The following is an 18639-nucleotide window of genomic DNA, read 5'->3' as shown; positions in this document are numbered from 1 at the left end:
TAGGCTATAGGCTATAGGCTATAGGCTATAGGCTGTAGCCATGTCTCTGATATTTGTTGTCTTTAGACTTTTTACTTTGGTTTTGCCGTAGAAATATGGGGAGGACAATAAAGGCAAGCTTATCGCTTACTACTTATTGCCTAAAGCCTACTGCCTACAGCACTATTTCCGCAATAATGTTAATTTCTTTAAAATTTCAAACGTTTTCGTGAAAAAACACATTTTTTAACACTCTTTAATTGGTTACATTTGTATGTAAAATATTTAAAAGATAAAAAATAGAGCTATGAAAACCTTAAATGATTTTGATTTCAAAGATAAAAAAGCCTTAATAAGAGTAGATTTTAATGTGCCTTTAAATGAAAATTTTGAAGTGACTGATGCAACAAGAATTGTGTCTGCAAAACCTACCATTATCAAAATCTTAGAAGATGGCGGAAGCTGTATTTTAATGTCTCACTTAGGGCGTCCAAAAGGATTTCAAGATGAGTTTTCTTTAAAACATATTGCCGATACTGTAGAAGAGATTTTAGGGGTAGAAGTTCAGTTTGTTCCTGATTGTATTGGTGAGCAAGCCGAAGCAGCAGCAGCAAACCTAGAGTCAGGTAAGGTTTTACTTTTAGAAAACTTGCGTTTTTATAAGGAGGAAACCGCTGGAGATGTCGCTTTCGCGGAAAAATTATCGAAATTAGGTGATATTTATGTGAATGATGCTTTTGGTACAGCGCATAGAGCGCATGCATCAACCACTATTGTAGCTCAGTTTTTTGAAGGTAGAAAGTGTTTCGGAAACCTATTAGCTCAAGAAATAGAAAGTATTCAAAAAGTAATGGAAACCGGTGAAAAGCCAGTTTTGGCCATTCTTGGTGGTGCAAAAGTATCTTCTAAAATTACGATTATAGAAAATATTCTTGATAAAGTAGATCACCTTATTATTGGTGGTGGTATGGCCTTTACTTTTGTAAAAGCGCAAGGCGGAAAAATAGGAAACTCTATTTGTGAAGATGATAAAATGCCATTAGCATTAGAGATTTTAGAGCAAGCCAAAGCTAAAAATGTACAGATTCATATTCCTGTTGATACGATTGCTGCCGATGCATTTAGTAACGATGCCAACAAGCAAACAGTCGATATAAACGCCATTCCTGATGGTTGGGAAGGTGTAGATGCTGGACCAAAATCTATCGCCGCTTTTGATAAAGTGGTTAATGCGTGTAAAACCATTCTTTGGAATGGTCCATTAGGCGTTTTTGAAATGGAATCTTTTGCAAACGGAACTATCGAATTAGGTAATTCTATCGCTGAAGCTACTAAAAACGGCGCTTTCTCTCTTGTGGGAGGTGGAGATTCTGTAGCGGCTGTGAAGCAATTCGGATTTGAAAACAAGGTGAGTTATGTAAGTACTGGTGGTGGTGCCATGCTTGAAAGTTTAGAGGGTAAAACCTTACCAGGAATAGCTGCCATATTAGAATAATAGCGCTTAAGTTTTTAGTTTAGCGTAAAATACACGAATTTTGCCATAATATCGTTCAATAATTATTGATAAAGATTTTATGGCAATTCGTTTTTTTATACTTCTCGTAGTACTTAATATAAGCACTGGTTTCTCTCAAGTGCAAGATTCAATTTCTCTTCAAAATAATGCACTCAAGGATTCCTTACTTGTTGAGAATACACAAATAAAAGATACCTTATTAGATATTAGGCAATCTGACGTGAAAACCATCGCTGTTGATAGTTTTTCAATAGATAACTTAAAAGACCACGAGTTAGCGGCAAAGTTTGATGCTAAATGGCGGGATGAGTTATATCATAGTAATAACCTCTATGACACGATTTCTAAAAGTGTTGCTGAATTAGATTACAAACCAGTTATATTCACAGAATTACCTACCGATACACTTAAAGCGCGTTTAAAAGAATTAAATGCCAGAACTCCATTTAATGTAGAATACAATCCGGCATTAGAAAGTGTTATTAAATCCTATTTAAAGAATAGACCAAAAACATTACAAAGGCTCATTAATTTGAGTGCGTTTTACTTCCCGATGTTTGAAACTGAATTGGATAAGCATAACATTCCGTTGGAAATAAAATATTTAGCCGTAGTAGAATCGGCATTAAAACCAAGAGCTAAATCTAGAGTTGGAGCAACTGGTTTATGGCAGTTTATGTATACTACAGGTAAAAACTATGGTTTGCATGTAAGTAGTTATGTTGATGAACGTAGCGACCCGATCATGTCTACCGAGGCCGCAGCAAAATATTTATCGAGGCTCTATGATATTTTCGACGATTGGGACTTAGCCTTGGCAGCTTATAATTCGGGGCCAGGAAATGTAAATAAAGCGATTAGACGCTCGGGTGGTTATAAAAACTACTGGAATATTCGTCATAATTTACCACGTGAAACCGCAGGGTATTTGCCAGCATTTTTAGCAAATATGTATATTTTTGAATATGCTGAAGCGCATGGTTTTACCAAACCAAACCCGGAAATAGCCTATTTCCAAACCGACACGGTTAAAGTGAAGCACATGATTACGCTAGATCATGTATCAAAAGTTACGGGTACACCTATCGAGGAATTGAAGTTTTTAAATCCGTCTTATAAATTAGATATTATCCCATATGTTAAGAATGAGGATTATGTATTGCGATTGCCTATAGAAGTGGTTGGTAAGTTTGTGAACAATGAAGTGGAAGTTTATCATTATGCCAAAACAGAGTTTAACAAACGTGAGAAACCTTTACCGCAGTACTCTAAAGCGAGCAGTAAAATTACTTATCGTGTAAAATCTGGCGATTATTTAGGAAAGATTGCTCGGCGATATAGTGTTCGGATAAGCGATATAAAACGTTGGAACGGATTAAGAAGTAATAATATTGATATTGGGCAGCGCCTTTCCATTTATCCTAAACACCCGCAAGGGGCAAGTTCTGCAAGCTCAACTAAGACCAATATCAAAGACATTACGGGAAAGACATTGCTGTATACGGTGAAGAATGGTGATTCACTTTGGAGCATCTCTCAAAAATTTTCTGGTGTTTCTGTTCAAAATATTATAGATTGGAACGGTATTAGTGGGAGTAAATTAAAACCTGGAATGAAATTAAAAATTTCCAAAGGATAATACCATATTAAGCATATAATATCGCATATAACTTGTTTCTTTTTCGCCCATATTTCAATATAAAATAAAACCGTAGCTCATGCTATGCTTGAATTTTATAGGTCATCTGAACAAAAAATATTTCAAATTAAAAATCCGACATTATACAATTAAATTGGTGTAATTTAAAAACTATACTTTTATTATGAAAAACTTGATTTGTTCGGCTATCGCTTTATTGCTGCTTATTTCTTGCGGGGAAACAAAAAAAAAATCTAACGAAGATTTTCTTCCAGATGCTTCTGGTGCCATTAATAATGTATCGGTAGTTACCGAAAATGATTTTTGGGAGGGTCGCGTTGGTGATGCGATCCGTTCGGTATTAACAAAACCCATTTATGGCTTGCCTCAGGACGAACCTATGTTTAGTATCAGTCAGATTCCATCATCTGTATTTTCTGGGTTTGTAACTAAAAACAGAACGGTTTTAATTATAAAACCAAATCAGGCCAAAGGTTTTGAGGTTTCAAGTAATGTATACGCTAAACCTCAAAAAGTAATCACCGTTTCTGGGGGTACCAAGGAGGAGATCATTGAAGTGCTTTCTGAAAACGAATCGAAAATTATAGCTGTTTTTAGAAATGAAGAGTTAGCGGAGCGCCAACGTCAAATGATGAAATCGCCACATACTTTTAAAACCATTCAAGAAAAGTTAGGTTTAACCATTCAGTTTGCATCCATTTATAGAAAAGCTATCGAGACTGAAGATTTTTTCTGGTTTAGAAAAGACATCACAACAGGAACGAATAATTTAATGATTTATGAACTGCCTTTAAATGCTATAAAAAGAAATGATAGCTTAGTAGGTCAGATTATCAAAATAAGAGATTCAGTCGGAAAAACTTATATTGAAGGCCCTGTAGAAGGTTCTTATATGGTTACAGAAGATGCTTATGCACCGTTTATTACAGAAACCACTATAGATCATAAACCAGCAATAGAAACAAGAGGTATTTGGGATGTTAAAAATGCCTTTATGGCCGGTCCATTTATTAATTATGCGATTGAAGATAAGGACAATAAACGTTGGGTAATTATTGAAGGGTTTTCATTTGCACCTTCGGTTGAAAAAAGAAATTACATGTTAGAATTGGAATCTATAATAAAATCGGTAAAAATTGATTAGTAACACATGCTTTTAATGAATTTTTAGAATAATGTCAAATCGAGCGCAAGCGCAGTCGATATTGGCTTACTTTTCATTTCGAAACGTTCTTGCAAGTGCTCGAACTGACCGCTGTGCAGAACTTAACGTGTTCATTTTAGAATTATAATGAGTTTATGTTTACACATTTTACTCTTGAATTAAATTGTTTAAAACCAAAAAGACCAACAAACAGAGTTTGTTGGTCTTTTTTATGCCAATTGAAAACGTATTATTCTAGTCTTTTTTATCAATGCTAGTTTCTTCGTCCTCTTTGCTTGCATCCTTAAATTCTTTAATGCCACTACCTAAACCACGCATTAGTTCAGGAATTTTTTTACCTCCAAATAAAAGTAAAACAACCACGACAATTAGGGCGATTTGCCAAGGTCCAATGGCTAATGGTAACATATATAAGTTCATAATATTTAATTTAAAAAACAAAGTTAATAATTAAAGTTAAATAATATCGTTTTAAGCATAACTTTAGCATTTTGGTATGTATTCTAACGGATTTTCTCTGTTGGAATAATGCCAGTCTTTGCTTGAAGAACTCCACTATTTCATAAATTCTATCTATTTTTGCAGCAGATGGCAGATAAAGAAAAGAAACCTAAAAAAAGAATAAGAAAACTACTGGATAAATACCGGTTAGTAATTCTTAATGAAAATACTTTTGAGGAGCGCCTTTCATTTAAGCTAACACGTTTAAACGTATTCGTTATGGGATCGTTAATGGCTGTTTTTTTTATTTCTATTACTTATTTAATTATTGCTTTAACACCATTAAGGGAATATATTCCGGGTTATTCTTCTACAGCTTTGAAAAAAAAAGCTACCGAATTAAGTTATAAAACAGATTCATTACAACAGGTTATTGTTTTAAATGATCGTTATTATAATTCCATAAAAAAGGTGTTAACAGGCGATGTAAGTACTGTAGAGTTTAACAGAGATTCCATTATTAATGCAGTGAAAACTGAAGCTAGAGAAGTAGATTTAGCGCCAATTGCAGAAGATTCGTTACTTCGAGAGAAAGTCGATAAAGAAGATAAATATAATTTATTTGAATCGGCCACATCGGCTACAAACTTTGTTTTGTTTCCACCGGTTAACGGAGCAATAAGTGAAACTTATAAGCCAAAAGAAAAACATTATGCGGTAGATGTTACCGTTGCTAAAGATACGCCTATAAAAGCGACTGCCGATGGTGTCGTTATTTTTGCCGAATGGACTGCCAGTACAGGGTATGTGATTATTTTAGAACATAGCCACGGTTTAATATCTATTTATAAACATTGTTCTGCTTTAACAAAAGTTCAGGGCGATTTAGTGAAATCGGGCGAAGTGATTGCCACCGCTGGAAATACAGGAGAATTATCAACAGGACCACATTTACATTTTGAGCTCTGGAACGACGGGTATCCAATTAATCCCACAAACTTTATCGATTTTAAATAAATGATATCAATAAAATCTGCTTTAGCAATACCATTTGCAAAAATTATAAATAAAAAGGTTCAGAAATGGGCCAATAATCCTGTGGAAACGCAACAAAAGGTGTTTCAAGAACTTATATCTCAGGCTACAAGTACGGCTTTTGGTCAAGATCATGATTTTGTAAGCATCAATAATCACCGTGATTTTGTAAAGCGCGTTCCTGTTCGTGACTATGAGGCGCTTAAACCTTATGTGGAACGCGTGGTTGCAGGCGAGTCTAATGTACTTTGGAAAGGCAAGCCCATGTATTTTGCAAAAACATCTGGAACCACATCGGGGGCAAAATATATTCCTTTAACCAAGGAGAGTATGCCTAATCACGTGGAAGCAGCAAGAAACGCTATTTTATTATACATTAATGAAACGGGCAGCGCTAAGTTTGTTGATGGTAAAATGATCTTTTTACAGGGTAGTCCAGAATTGAAAGAGCAAAACGGCGTACAATTAGGGCGATTGTCTGGTATTGTAGCACATTATGTTCCGAAATATTTGCAGAAAAACCGATTGCCTTCATGGGAAACAAATTGTATAGACGATTGGGAAACTAAAGTAGATGCCATTGTTGAGGAAACACTTCCTGAAGACATGACTATTATTTCAGGTATTCCTTCGTGGGTCCAAATGTATTTTGAAAAAATTCAACAGAAAACAGGTAAGCCGGTTGGCGATGTTTTTAAGAATTTTAATTTATTCATTTTTGGTGGTGTAAACTACGAACCTTACCGTGCAAAATTTGAAAACCTTATTGGTAGGAAGGTGGATAGTATTGAGTTGTACCCCGCAAGTGAAGGTTTCTTTGCTTACCAAGATAAACAGAATGAAAAAGGCATGTTGCTCTTGTTGAATTCGGGTATTTTTTATGAGTTTATTAAAGCTGATGCATTTTTTAGTGAAAATCCAGAGCGACTTACTATTAAAGATGTTGAGGTTGGTGTAAATTATGTGATGATTATTTCATCGAATGCTGGGCTTTGGGGGTATAACTTAGGAGATACCATTCAGTTTACTTCAACAAAACCCTATCGTGTGATTGTTTCAGGACGTATCAAGCATTTTATTTCAGCCTTTGGTGAACATGTCATTGGTAAAGAAGTGGAGCAGGCGATGCAGGAAGCTACAGCGGATTCAGATATTCGTGTTTCAGAATTTACGGTGGCACCACAAATTACACCAGAAGAAGGCTTGCCTTATCATGAATGGTTTATTGAGTTTGAAAATGAACCAGAGGATCTTTCCGCATTAGCGAAAAAAATAGACGTCTCGCTTCAAAAACAAAACAGTTATTATTTCGATTTAATTGAAGGTAAAGTTTTGCAACCCTTAAAAATCACGAAAGTGAAAAAAGGCGGATTTCAAGCGTATATGAAATCGCAAGGTAAGTTGGGGGGGCAAAATAAAATACCAAGACTGTCAAATGATAGAAAAATTGTTCAAAATTTTCCACAATAAGATTCGTTCAATAATGTTATCTTTGGCGAGCATTTAAAAGTATTCATGGCAAATAGTAAACTACATACAAGAACCAGAGCTCAAGAGAGTTCGAACGCGATCGAGCGCCTGTATATTACTATGCGTCACTTGTTTAATCGCGGGTTTTATAAGCCTATGGGTATTTCGGGTGAAACTTTAAGAGAAGCACTTTTACTTTTAAGACCCGAAATTTATGGTTCTGTAGGTGAAGAAAAAGCGGAACTCGAAGGTCTACTCTATGTCATCGATCGCTTACCTCAAGGCATTGAAGAATGCACCTTTATCAATTTAACGAGTGATGAAGGCTATTCAAATTCTCATTTTGAAACTATAGTTCCAAAGAAACGTCGTCGTAATTGTTATCGCATTGATGATGAACAGATGAATATAGAGATCACACGAGGGCGATCGGAGATTTATGATATTTTAACCCACCTGACATTTGTTTTTATTGAATCTCATAAAATTGGGGAGCGTGTTTTAATTGATGAAGATGGCGCCACGACAAGAGATTGGATTAAGCTTGAAAAGGCCGTATTGTCTAAAAAGAAACTTTCTAAGGAAACACGTGAAGTCGCTATAACTCATGCTGCAAATATCTTAGGACGTACTTTTAATGAAATAAAAACAATATATGCTTCTTTTGCTTTAGATACACAACCTGAACGCTTTTTACATATTGTATACTGGTTGGGTAAATTAGCAATAGAAGAACTTATTAATAAAGATAAAAGAACTATAACTTTTAGTCCGGTATTGAGAGAACGCATTGGTCATCATATTCATGGTGAAGTTTGGGCAGACACCATTAAGGAAACACTTTTTAAAGAAGGTTTAATAAGGCGTCCAATTCATATTATAAGCGCTAATATGCATAGTGTTATGAATACCTTTTTTGCAGCCAATGCCTTAAAATTAAAAAACGCTAAAAAGGATGTTTTTGAAGTCTATGAGTCTCTAAGTCAGTCGGAAAATGGAGCTTCACGTGATAAAGTATCTAAGGAAGCCATGCAAAATGGCATGATTTACATTGAGGATACTTCTGGTGCAAATATAGATGTTCAGCTTTTTGATTCGTCAAAATTTGATACTTCCAAACTCGGTATAAAAGTTACTGAAACGGTAATAAAAGAAGAAAAGCCTGTTATTTTGGTCATGGATTATGCTTTTGGAGAGCAGGCCTATGAAACTATAGATGAGTTGTTGAAACCCTACAATGTTGAGGATGAGGAAGTTCATTTGAATGTGGATTCCGTTTCTATTATGGGTAAAGCAGGAATTTTAGAAGGGGGTAAAGGTGATATTATGATACCTTCGGCTCATATTTTTGAAGGTACTGCCGATAATTATCCCTTTAATAATGAGCTTAAAAAGGAAGATTTAGAAGGTCAGGGCGTTTCGGTTTATGAAGGTTCTATGATTACGGTATTGGGAACTTCATTACAAAACAAAGACATTTTAAAATTCTTTTATAATTCCACTTGGCGGGTTATAGGATTAGAAATGGAAGGTGCGCACTACCAGAAAGCCATTCAAGCCGCTTCAAAAGTAAGAGGGAGCATTAGTGAAAACGTAAAAGTAAGATATGCTTACTATGCCAGTGATAACCCCTTAGAAACAGGAGCAACATTAGCATCAGGAGGATTAGGAACATCGGGCGTAAAACCTACATATTTAATAACAAAAACCATATTAGAACAAATACTTAATTAATTATTATGAGTAAAGAGTCACATGCGTCGCAACCATCAGAAGAAGTTGATTTAGGGCAATTATTTAAATTAATAGGTAAAGCTTTCGATCGTTTTTTTAAGTTTATTGCCAGTATTTTTATTGGTATTTATAAGTTGTTGATTGCCTTATTAGCACATTTGTACAGATGTAAAATATGGTATGCAGTAGCAATAATTATTGGTTTTGTAGCGGGCTTTATTGTAGACTCTAAAACTGATAAAATGTATGGAGCTAATATGTTTATTGAAACCAATTTTAATTCGGCGCGTCAGGTTTATGAGAATGTAAGGCAGTTACATCAGCTAACGATTGATGCTGATTCTTTGCGATTGGCTAAAGTGCTTAATATAGAGCCTTCAGAAGCATCAAAGTTAAAAGGTTTTTATATTACAGCTTCAGTAGATGAAAATCAAGTGGCAGAAATGTATTCAGAGTTTTACACAAATTTAGATTCTTTATCTCGTACTGAGATGACTTATGATCGCTATATCGCTTCATTGACCTCTATAAATTACCCAGTTCACCAAATAGGTGTTGCATCTACTAATAAATCTTTATTTAGAGATATAGAATTAGGTTTTACGAAAAAAATAGTAAATAACTCGTATTTAGAAAATTTAGTTGTTGCGAACAAGAAAAATTTAGATTTAGAAGAGCAGGCTTTAAAAAGTCAAATTCAAAAAACGGATTCCTTAGCGAATCAATATTTACAAATTAGAGTTACCGAATCTCTAAAAGAGCCAGTTCAAGGTTCTGGAACCAACCTTTATATGGGTAGTAGTGATGGCGAATCTCAAGGATTATTGATGGATGAATCTAAGGTGATTGAAAAACGATTAAGGTTAGAGGAGCTGCGAAGAGAAGTAAATGTTAGAAAAGCCGAAGAACATGGTGTTATTAATGTGTTGGCTGGTTTTCCAGAAACAGGATACGATATTCGAGAATGGTCTGATAAAAAGAAATTTGTTTTGCCTTTACTTTTATTTGGGGTAACCTTGTTAATTTTTGCGTTTTTAGGTTTAGGTAAGTTTTTAGAGAAGGAGAGTAAGAAGTAGTAATATTATCGAAGTGTCATTGTGAATGCTTAAACGGTCAGATTCATTAAGAATTCATGTAATTAATATAAAATGAAATGAATATTTTAATAACAGGAGGAGCAGGGTTTATAGGTTCACATGTCGTTAGGCTTTTTGTTGAAAAATACCCAGATTACCATATTTTTAATTTAGATGCCCTTACTTACGCGGGGAACCTCGAAAACTTAAAAGATGTAGAAAAAAAGTCAAATTATACTTTTTTGAAAGGCGATATTACTGATGAAAATTTTATAGGCACACTTTTTAGAGAACAGGAGTTTGACGGTGTCATTCATTTAGCGGCAGAGTCACATGTCGATCGTTCGATTACAGATCCTTTAGCCTTTGTGAAAACAAATGTTATCGGGACAATGAATCTTTTAAATGCTTGTAAAGAAGCGTGGAAATCTGATTTCACCAATAAACGCTTTTATCATGTGAGTACCGATGAGGTTTATGGAACATTAGGTCAAACAGGCTTGTTTACAGAAACGACAGCCTATGATCCAAATTCTCCATATTCAGCGTCAAAAGCCAGCTCAGATCATTTTGTTCGTGCTTATGGTGAAACTTATAATTTGCCCTATGTGATTACAAATTGCTCCAATAATTATGGGCAAAACCAGTTTCCTGAAAAGTTAATTCCTTTATTTATAAATAATATCCTTGAAAATAAGCCACTTCCGGTATATGGAGATGGTAATTACACGAGAGATTGGCTGTATGTTATAGACCACGCTGTAGCCATAGATTTGGTATTTCATAAAGGTATTAATGGAGAAACGTATAATATTGGTGGGTTTAATGAGTGGAAAAATATTGATTTAGTGAAGTTACTATGCGCTCAAATGGATAAGAAGTTGGGAAGAGTTCAAGGGACTTCAGAGAAATTAATTACCTATGTGAAAGATCGACCTGGTCATGATTTAAGATATGCTATCGATGCTTCAAAAATTAAAAACGAATTAGGCTGGGAGCCATCGGTAACTTTTGAACAAGGCCTTGAAAAAACAATCGATTGGTATCTGAGTAATGAAGACTGGCTTAAAAATGTAACCAGTGGGGCTTATAAGGAGTACTATGAAAAGCAATATGCTTAGTAGGTGATATAGTTAAACAGCTAAGAGGTTATAAAGTAAGTACATAAATGAACCAAATTCAGTCGCATAAGGATTTACGGGTATGGCAAGAGGCCATGGATTTAGTTGTTGCGATTTATGATGTTACTAAAAGCTTCCCTAAGCAAGAAAATTTTGGTCTTTCTTCACAACTCCAAAGAGCTGTTGTTTCTATACCTTCTAATATTGCTGAAGGGGCTGGACGAAAAGGAAGTAAAGAATTTTCAAGGTTTTTGTATATTGCATTGGGGTCGCTTTCAGAGGTAGAAACACAAATAGAAATTGCTTTACGACTACAATATTTAAATAACTCAGAAGAAATAAATAAGCGCGTGTATTTCATTAGAAATATGCTTTCTAAATTGATAAAAAGTTTAGAAAATAAAAGTTGAAAAGTTATTTGGTTACAAAGTGAAAAGACCAATCTTCATAACCACATAACCACATAACCACATAACCACATAACCGTATAACTATATAAATGAAAGGAATAATACTAGCAGGAGGTTCGGGAACACGATTACATCCATTGACTTTATCGGTAAGTAAGCAACTCATGCCTATTTACGATAAACCCATGATATACTACCCGATATCCACTTTAATGTATGCCGGGATTAATGAAATTTTAATTATTTCAACGCCTAAAGATCTTCCTTTATTTAAAGACCTATTGGGAGATGGTGAAAAGTACGGTTGCCATTTTGAGTATGCGGTACAAGACGAACCTAATGGTTTAGCAGAAGCTTTTATTATTGGTGAGGAATTTGTTGGAACCGATAAGGTGGCCCTAATTTTGGGAGACAATATCTTTTATGGTACGGGACTTTCAGACTTGCTTCAAGCCAATAATAATCCAGAAGGCGGTATCATTTACGCCTATCGTGTACATGATCCCGAACGTTATGGCGTTGTTGAGTTTGATGAAGCGGGTCAAGCGATCTCTATAGAAGAGAAACCGGAATCACCAAAATCGAGTTATGCGGTACCTGGTATTTATTTCTATGACAATAGTGTTATCGAAATTGCTAAAAATATAAAGCCGAGTCATCGTGGTGAATTGGAAATCACAGATGTTAATAGAGTTTACCTAGAACAAGGTCATTTAAAAGTGAGTATTTTAGACCGAGGGACAGCCTGGCTAGACACAGGAACGTTTCAGTCCTTAATGCAGGCCTCTCAGTTTGTAGAAGTCATTGAGGAACGACAAGGTTTGAAAATTGGAGCCATTGAAGCTGCCGCTTATGAAATGGGATATATTAGTGAGACAGCCTTTAAAGCTCTCGCCGAACCCTTGCTTAAAAGTGGTTATGGTAAGAATCTACTAGCGCTATTGAAAAATAAATAAATGCAACTTACAGAAACAAAACTAAAAGGATGCTTCCTTATCGAGCCTACGGTATTTGAAGATAAAAGAGGTTATTTTTTAGAGTCTTATAATCAAAAAACCTTTAATGATTTAATTGGTTGTGAGGTTGATTTTGTACAAGACAACGAATCATATTCTTCAAAAGGGGTATTACGCGGACTTCATTTTCAAAAAGGGGAATTTGCGCAAGCCAAGTTGGTTCGTGTCATAAAAGGGAAAGTTTTAGATGTGGCTTTAGATTTGAGAAAAGACTCTCCTACTTTTGGCGAACACTATTCTGTAGAATTGTCTGAAGAAAATAAAAAACAATTGTTCGTGCCACGTGGATTTGCTCATGGTTTTGTGGTGTTAAGTGAAACGGCTTTGTTTGCTTATAAATGCGATAACTTTTATAATAAAAATTCAGAAGGAGGGGTTATTTATAATGATAAAATCCTAAATATCAATTGGCAATTAAATCCCGATGAATTAATTATATCAGAAAAGGATTTAAAACTTCCTACCTTAGAAAATCTAGATTTATGATACAAGTTTTAGTTACCGGAGCAAATGGGCAACTAGCTCGTTGTATTAAAGATTTAGAATTACAACATCAAAATCTCAACTTCATTTACGCAGAAGCTTCCGAGTTGGATATCTGTGATTTAAGTCAAGTAGAACGTTTTTTTAAAACTTATAATTTTCAGTATTGTATAAACTGCGCAGCTTATACCGCTGTTGATAAAGCTGAAACTGAAATTGAACAAGCTTATCAAGTGAATGCTGAAGGTCCAGAAAATCTTGCAAAATCCTGTAAAGCTCACGGTGTAACTTTAATTCATATTTCAACAGATTTTGTGTTTGATGGAAGTCATGATGTGCCTTACAGAGAGGAAGATACCCCTAATCCTTTAAGTGTTTATGGGGCTTCTAAGTTGAAAGGCGAAGAGATTATAAAAACTACTCTAGATCATTATTTTATTTTTAGAACATCCTGGCTGTACTCCGAACATGGCAATAACTTCATGAAAACCATGTTGCGATTGGCAGAAACGCATGATGAATTAAGTGTGGTAAGTGATCAAATAGGTACGCCTACTTACGCAGGGGATTTGGCTGAGGTTATTTTAAAAGTGATCGATTCCAATAATCAAAACTTTGGATTGTATCATTATAGCAACGAGGGTGTAGCCAGTTGGTATGATTTTGCAAAAGTAATTTTTGAGTTATCTCAAGTGGATTTAAAATTAAACTCCATTGGGACACTTGAATACCCTACACCGGCTAGACGTCCGCTTTATAGTGTTTTAAACAAGGAAAAAATAAACAAGCTATTGGGAGTTGTAGTGCCAGGTTGGAAAGATAGCCTAGGTGTCGCATTGACGAGGTTGAAATTATAGTGAATCCGATTAATCCCTAAGTGTTCCTAACAAAATGGTTTGGTAAGCATCACGTTATTTTGTAGTTCAAATTTCATAATTTAATTCGTGTTTTGGTGACTAATTATACTAATTGTTAATTAGTATGAATACTCTTGCTAAGCGAAACAATTGTATTACTTTTGCAATTCATGTAAAATTAGTAGGGTTAAAAAAAAGCAAATGAAAAATAAAGTAGCTTTAATTACAGGTGTAACTGGCCAAGATGGAGCCTATTTAAGTGAGTTTTTATTAAAAAAAGGATATGAAGTACACGGCGTAAAAAGAAGGTCTTCCTTATTTAATACGGACAGAATAGATCATCTATATCAAGATCCTCATGTAGAAGACAGAAACTTCTTTTTACATTATGGAGATTTAACCGATAGTACTAATTTAACAAGACTAATTCAGGAAGTTCAACCAGATGAAATCTATAATCTGGCTGCTATGAGTCATGTACATGTGTCTTTTGAGATGCCAGAGTATACTGCAAATGCTGATGGGATAGGAACGTTAAGACTTTTAGAAGCCATTCGTTTATTAGGGTTAGAAAAGAAAATAAGAATTTATCAAGCCTCGACTTCAGAATTGTATGGAAAAGTACAGGAGGTACCCCAAACAGAAACAACGCCATTTTACCCTAGGAGCCCTTATGCAGTAGCGAAAATGTACGCTTACTGGATTACGGTTAATTATAGAGAAGCTTATGGTATTTATGCTTGTAATGGAATTCTATTTAACCATGAATCGCCAATACGAGGAGAAACTTTTGTGACTAGAAAAATTACTAGAGCAACGTCGCGAATTGCACTAGGACTTCAAGATAAATTTTATTTAGGAAATTTAGATGCACAACGTGATTGGGGGCATGCTAAAGATTATGTGCGAATGATGTGGATGATTCTTCAGGCCGATGAAGCTGAAGATTGGGTAATAGCAACAAATAAAACAACTACGGTACGTGATTTTGTGAAAATGTGTTTTGCAGAAGTTGGAATTGAATTGGAGTTTAAAGGTGAAGGTGTTGAAGAAAAAGCTTTTGTTAAAGGGTGTAATAATTCAGAATATCAATTACCTATAGGAAAAGAAGTGTTATCGGTAGATCCGAAATACTTTAGACCAACTGAAGTTGAATTATTGATTGGAGATGCCACTAAAGCAAAAGAAAAGCTTGGTTGGGTACCAGAATATGATTTACCGGCTTTAGTCAATGACATGATGAAAAGTGATGTGAAGTTGATGAAGAAAGAGCAATATCTTAAAGATGGAGGCTATAAAATCATGAATTATTTCGAGTAATATTTTATGAAAAAAAATGCTAAAATTTATATAGCTGGTCATAGAGGACTTGTAGGAAGTGCTATTTTAAATAATTTAAGTGATAAAGGGTATTCTAATATTATTACCCGAACACATAGCGAGCTAGATTTATCAAGTCAAATAGCTGTTTCATCTTTTTTTGAGAATGAAAAACCTGAATACGTTTTTTTAGCCGCAGCAAAAGTTGGAGGAATTGTTGCAAACAATACCTATAGAGCAGATTTTATTTATGAAAACATGATGATTCAAAATAATGTGATTCATCAAAGCTATCTTCATGATGTCAAGAAGTTATTGTTCCTTGGGAGCACGTGTATTTACCCTAAAAATGCACCGCAACCCATGAGTGAAGATTGCTTGTTAACAGATACATTAGAATATACTAACGAGCCGTATGCCATTGCTAAAATAGCAGGGATAAAAATGTGCGAAAGTTATAACCTTCAGTATGGTACAAACTTTATTTCAGTTATGCCAACAAACTTGTATGGTCCTAACGATAATTTTGATTTAGAAAAGTCTCATGTCTTACCTGCACTTATTCGAAAAATACATTTAGCTAAGCTTTTGTCTGAAGCTAAGTATGACGATGTAGTTAAGGATTTAGGATTAGAGCATATTGAAGAAGCTAAGGCTTATTTAGAAACATTTGGCGTCTCAGCAAATAGTGTTGAGATTTGGGGGTCAGGAAAGCCTAAAAGGGAGTTTCTTTGGAGTGAAGATATGGCCGATGCTTGTGTGTTCATTATGGAAAACAGAAATTTTTCAGATACATATGAGGCAGATCAAAAGGAAATTAGAAATACACATATAAACATAGGTACGGGTAAAGATATTTCGATTAAGGAATTAGCAGAAACTATAAAGGCAACCGTTGGTTTTAAAGGCGATTTAGTTTTTAATACAGATAAACCAGATGGTACAATGAAAAAATTGACTGATGTTTCTAAGTTAAATGGTTTAGGGTGGACACATAATATAGAACTTAAAGAAGGTATACATCATTTGTTTAATTGGTATTTAAATAAGTAAACTATTTATGTAATGCATAAATATAATAGTAATAGTTTTTGGTTGCTTCTTATTGTTTTATATTTTGTGATTTTTTAATCTAGTAAATGTATAATTTAAAGAGTTTTTAATGAATCGATTTTTTTTATGTTTTTTTCTGTTGGTGCTTTTTTCATGTAAAAATGAGAATAATGCAAAGGAAGAAATTTCTGGAATAGAAGAATTAAAAGTAAATAATAAAGATATCCAAAATGATTTGGACTATTCAATTTGGCGAAAAGTTTGGATTGAATTGAATGAAACACGTTTAAACTATAAAAATAATACCGTATATACTTTAGCTAGAGCCACAACTTCTAAGCCTTCCTATGTAAATATTAAAGTAAAAAATAAAGGTAAGATTAAAACCAAATTTTATTATAAAGCAAGTATAATCATCAAAAGTAACACTACAGATTTTTTCGGATTTAGGTTATCCGAATCTTATAATAATAGAATTGATGCGATTTTTGATTTAAAAGGTGGGCAGATTAAAGGAGTTCAAAAAGTTGGTCAGGCCTTTGTAAAGGAACATGCATCAATCGAGGCAATGAATAGGGATGGCTGGTATAAGTGTACAGTTTATGGTGAAATAGAGGAGCGAAATATTAATATTTATTTTGGACCTACAGCAAGTAATAAAGGTATAGTTAATTGGGAAGGTAAATCAGAAACATTGAATAGTGTTTACATTGACCCTAATAGTTTAGATGTAGAAATCGTTAAAAATATAGAATAATGAGAATATTAGTTACTGGAGGAAGTGGTTTTATCGGAGGTAGATTAATACAAATACTTAAGTCTATTGGCCATGACGTTATTAGTTTAGATAAAAGAAAACCCAACCAAGACATACCGTATATTGTTTGTGATATAAGTAGTAAAGATGTATTGGATAAGGATTATGGTGAAGTTGATTTTATTTTTCATATCGCAGCGCAATCAGGAGGCTATTTCAGTTTAGCTAACCCTTATGACGATGCTTTATGGAACTCTGTTGGCACAATGAACATGGTTAAATTAGCCCAAAAACTTCAAGTAAAAAAGTTTGTTTATACCAGTAGTATGGCTGTATATGGGAATCAAGAAAATGCTCTTGAAGACGGGCTCCCTAATCCAATATCTTTTTATGGCGCAAGTAAATTAAGTGCTGAGTATTATACAAAATTGGTATTTGAGCATAGTAAAATTCCTTATACAATATTTAGATTATTTGCAACCTATGGAGCAGGTCAGGATTTATCAAATAAGCACCAAGGCATATTAAGCATTTATTTAGACATGGCTTTAAACGGTGATGTTATCTCTATAACTGGTGCAAAAGACAGGGTTAGAGAGTTAGTTCATGTAAATGATGTGTTAAGTGCAATAATGCTTTCTTTTAAAAATGATACGGATAATGAAATTTATAATGTTACATGTAATGAAAGACTCACGCCTGAAATTATAATCAATGAAATTGGGAAAAGACTAAATAAAAAGTTAGAAATTAAAGAAATCGATGGTTATGTAGGAGATCAGGTATTAATAACAGGCTCGAATAAAAAGTTAAGGGACATTGGATGGAAAACAGAATATGATTTAGAAATGGGAATTAATGAATTTATAAATGCTTTAGAAAAATGAAAAAGTTAGTTGCAGTAATACCAATGCGTGCTGGTTCTCAAAGAGTGAGAAATAAAAATTTTAAACCATTTGCTTCAAAGTCTTTATTTGAGCATAAAATAGAATTGGTAAAACAATTACCTGTTGATGATATCATTGTAAATACAGATAGTGACTATGCTATTGATATTGCAAAAAAATTAGGTGTTAATTATCATAAAAGAGAACCTTACTTTGCGAGCTCAGAATGTTCCAATAGTGAGTATCACGAATATTTGGCAGAAGTAACACCAGGAGAAAATATTTTAATTGCGCAGGTTACGGCTCCTCTAATAACAAAAGAATCATATATTAACGCTATAGATGAATTTTTTTACCACGATTGTAATAGCTTAATGTCGGTAAAAGTAGTTAAAGAATTTTTATGGCATCATGGAAAGGCTGTTAATTATGATCCAGAAAACGCACCCAATTCGCAAAATTTACCTGAATATGTAGCACCAACATTTGGACTTGTAATTGTTAATAGAAAAGCGATGTTAGAATCTAGAAACTTTATTTGTTCAAAACCACATTTCATGAAGGTAAATCAACAAGAGGCTATAGATATTGATACTCAAGTTGATTTTGATTTCGCTGAGTTTATGTTTAAAAAACAGGCGTTAAAAACAGATGTTTAG

The 18639-nt window shown here is 34.2% G+C and carries 18 protein-coding genes; 17 read left to right on the top strand and 1 reads right to left on the bottom strand.

From position 1 onward, the window contains the following. Positions 1–286 precede the first annotated feature (286 nt). The 3 genes from KO493_RS02890 to KO493_RS02880 all read left to right on the top strand — a co-directional run bounded on the left by KO493_RS02890 (position 287) and on the right by KO493_RS02880 (position 4299). On the top strand, positions 287–1474 hold the full coding sequence (locus tag KO493_RS02890; protein ID WP_216066447.1) for a phosphoglycerate kinase: 1188 nt from the start codon (positions 287–289) through the stop codon (positions 1472–1474). A 79-nt stretch (positions 1475–1553) separates the two neighbouring features. After that, a complete protein-coding gene (locus KO493_RS02885; protein WP_216066446.1) occupies positions 1554–3134 on the top strand; it encodes a lytic transglycosylase domain-containing protein in 1581 nt (526 codons plus the stop codon). A 184-nt stretch (positions 3135–3318) separates the two neighbouring features. Then, on the top strand, positions 3319–4299 hold the full coding sequence (locus KO493_RS02880) for a DUF4837 family protein (protein WP_216066445.1): 981 nt from the start codon (positions 3319–3321) through the stop codon (positions 4297–4299). Between the two features lie 255 nt (positions 4300–4554). On the opposite strand, the gene tatA is transcribed toward KO493_RS02880, so the two are convergent. Beyond that, positions 4555–4740, bottom strand: a complete 186-nt coding sequence (tatA, locus tag KO493_RS02875) for a twin-arginine translocase TatA/TatE family subunit (protein ID WP_216066444.1) — start codon at positions 4738–4740, stop codon at positions 4555–4557. Positions 4741–4908: 168 nt separating this feature from the next. Between tatA and KO493_RS02870 the strand changes: the two genes are divergently transcribed. The 14 genes from KO493_RS02870 to KO493_RS02805 all read left to right on the top strand — a co-directional run bounded on the left by KO493_RS02870 (position 4909) and on the right by KO493_RS02805 (position 18639). Next, complete coding sequence (locus tag KO493_RS02870) at positions 4909–5778, top strand: M23 family metallopeptidase (RefSeq protein WP_216066443.1); 870 nt, start codon at positions 4909–4911, stop codon at positions 5776–5778. Beyond that, a complete protein-coding gene (locus KO493_RS02865; protein WP_216066442.1) occupies positions 5779–7266 on the top strand; it encodes a GH3 auxin-responsive promoter family protein in 1488 nt (495 codons plus the stop codon). Between the two features lie 45 nt (positions 7267–7311). Beyond that, complete coding sequence (locus KO493_RS02860) at positions 7312–9000, top strand: DUF6909 family protein (protein WP_216066441.1); 1689 nt, start codon at positions 7312–7314, stop codon at positions 8998–9000. A 5-nt stretch (positions 9001–9005) separates the two neighbouring features. After that, positions 9006–10076, top strand: a complete 1071-nt coding sequence (locus tag KO493_RS02855) for a hypothetical protein (protein ID WP_216066440.1) — start codon at positions 9006–9008, stop codon at positions 10074–10076. Between the two features lie 77 nt (positions 10077–10153). Beyond that, on the top strand, positions 10154–11197 hold the full coding sequence (gene rfbB, locus KO493_RS02850) for a dTDP-glucose 4,6-dehydratase (RefSeq protein ID WP_216066439.1): 1044 nt from the start codon (positions 10154–10156) through the stop codon (positions 11195–11197). A 47-nt stretch (positions 11198–11244) separates the two neighbouring features. After that, positions 11245–11607, top strand: a complete 363-nt coding sequence (locus KO493_RS02845) for a four helix bundle protein (RefSeq protein WP_216066438.1) — start codon at positions 11245–11247, stop codon at positions 11605–11607. A gap of 89 nt (positions 11608–11696) precedes the next feature. After that, on the top strand, positions 11697–12563 hold the full coding sequence (rfbA, locus tag KO493_RS02840; RefSeq protein WP_216066437.1) for a glucose-1-phosphate thymidylyltransferase RfbA: 867 nt from the start codon (positions 11697–11699) through the stop codon (positions 12561–12563). After that, entirely contained in the window at positions 12564–13109 is a 546-nt protein-coding gene (rfbC, locus tag KO493_RS02835) for a dTDP-4-dehydrorhamnose 3,5-epimerase (protein ID WP_216066436.1), read from the top strand. It abuts the gene before it with no gap. After that, positions 13106–13963 carry a dTDP-4-dehydrorhamnose reductase gene (gene rfbD, locus KO493_RS02830; protein ID WP_216066435.1) on the top strand — a complete coding sequence of 286 codons (858 nt, stop codon included), beginning with the start codon at positions 13106–13108 and terminating at the stop codon, positions 13961–13963. Before rfbC ends, rfbD begins: the two co-directional genes overlap by 4 nt. Before the next feature lie 201 nt (positions 13964–14164). Continuing rightward, complete coding sequence (gene gmd, locus KO493_RS02825; RefSeq protein ID WP_216066434.1) at positions 14165–15283, top strand: GDP-mannose 4,6-dehydratase; 1119 nt, start codon at positions 14165–14167, stop codon at positions 15281–15283. A 6-nt stretch (positions 15284–15289) separates the two neighbouring features. Beyond that, complete coding sequence (locus KO493_RS02820; RefSeq protein WP_216066433.1) at positions 15290–16336, top strand: GDP-L-fucose synthase family protein; 1047 nt, start codon at positions 15290–15292, stop codon at positions 16334–16336. 109 nt (positions 16337–16445) lie between these two features. After that, positions 16446–17093, top strand: coding sequence for a hypothetical protein (locus KO493_RS02815; protein WP_216066432.1), 648 nt, complete (start codon positions 16446–16448; stop codon positions 17091–17093). Beyond that, positions 17093–17980 carry an NAD-dependent epimerase/dehydratase family protein gene (locus KO493_RS02810; protein ID WP_216066431.1) on the top strand — a complete coding sequence of 296 codons (888 nt, stop codon included), beginning with the start codon at positions 17093–17095 and terminating at the stop codon, positions 17978–17980. Before KO493_RS02815 ends, KO493_RS02810 begins: the two co-directional genes overlap by 1 nt. Further along, positions 17977–18639, top strand: coding sequence for a cytidylyltransferase domain-containing protein (locus tag KO493_RS02805; protein ID WP_216066430.1), 663 nt, complete (start codon positions 17977–17979; stop codon positions 18637–18639). Before KO493_RS02810 ends, KO493_RS02805 begins: the two co-directional genes overlap by 4 nt.

The sequence above is a fragment of the Pseudotamlana agarivorans genome, from assembly GCF_018860245.1.
In the GTDB taxonomy this organism is placed as follows: Bacteria; Bacteroidota; Bacteroidia; order Flavobacteriales; family Flavobacteriaceae; genus Pseudotamlana; species Pseudotamlana agarivorans_A.
The sequence above is the reverse complement of the archived record's forward strand: the minus strand, read 5'-3'. Positions and strand labels throughout refer to the sequence as shown.

Coding starts and splice junctions, on each gene's coding strand:
- KO493_RS02890 (WP_216066447.1), top strand. CDS start 287: ATGAAAACCTTAAATGATTTTGATTTCAAAGATAAAAAAGCCTTAATA.
- KO493_RS02885 (WP_216066446.1), top strand. CDS start 1,554: ATGGCAATTCGTTTTTTTATACTTCTCGTAGTACTTAATATAAGCACT.
- KO493_RS02880 (WP_216066445.1), top strand. CDS start 3,319: ATGAAAAACTTGATTTGTTCGGCTATCGCTTTATTGCTGCTTATTTCT.
- tatA (WP_216066444.1), bottom strand. CDS start 4,740: ATGAACTTATATATGTTACCATTAGCCATTGGACCTTGGCAAATCGCC.
- KO493_RS02870 (WP_216066443.1), top strand. CDS start 4,909: ATGGCAGATAAAGAAAAGAAACCTAAAAAAAGAATAAGAAAACTACTG.
- KO493_RS02865 (WP_216066442.1), top strand. CDS start 5,779: ATGATATCAATAAAATCTGCTTTAGCAATACCATTTGCAAAAATTATA.
- KO493_RS02860 (WP_216066441.1), top strand. CDS start 7,312: ATGGCAAATAGTAAACTACATACAAGAACCAGAGCTCAAGAGAGTTCG.
- KO493_RS02855 (WP_216066440.1), top strand. CDS start 9,006: ATGAGTAAAGAGTCACATGCGTCGCAACCATCAGAAGAAGTTGATTTA.
- rfbB (WP_216066439.1), top strand. CDS start 10,154: ATGAATATTTTAATAACAGGAGGAGCAGGGTTTATAGGTTCACATGTC.
- KO493_RS02845 (WP_216066438.1), top strand. CDS start 11,245: ATGAACCAAATTCAGTCGCATAAGGATTTACGGGTATGGCAAGAGGCC.
- rfbA (WP_216066437.1), top strand. CDS start 11,697: ATGAAAGGAATAATACTAGCAGGAGGTTCGGGAACACGATTACATCCA.
- rfbC (WP_216066436.1), top strand. CDS start 12,564: ATGCAACTTACAGAAACAAAACTAAAAGGATGCTTCCTTATCGAGCCT.
- rfbD (WP_216066435.1), top strand. CDS start 13,106: ATGATACAAGTTTTAGTTACCGGAGCAAATGGGCAACTAGCTCGTTGT.
- gmd (WP_216066434.1), top strand. CDS start 14,165: ATGAAAAATAAAGTAGCTTTAATTACAGGTGTAACTGGCCAAGATGGA.
- KO493_RS02820 (WP_216066433.1), top strand. CDS start 15,290: ATGAAAAAAAATGCTAAAATTTATATAGCTGGTCATAGAGGACTTGTA.
- KO493_RS02815 (WP_216066432.1), top strand. CDS start 16,446: ATGAATCGATTTTTTTTATGTTTTTTTCTGTTGGTGCTTTTTTCATGT.
- KO493_RS02810 (WP_216066431.1), top strand. CDS start 17,093: ATGAGAATATTAGTTACTGGAGGAAGTGGTTTTATCGGAGGTAGATTA.
- KO493_RS02805 (WP_216066430.1), top strand. CDS start 17,977: ATGAAAAAGTTAGTTGCAGTAATACCAATGCGTGCTGGTTCTCAAAGA.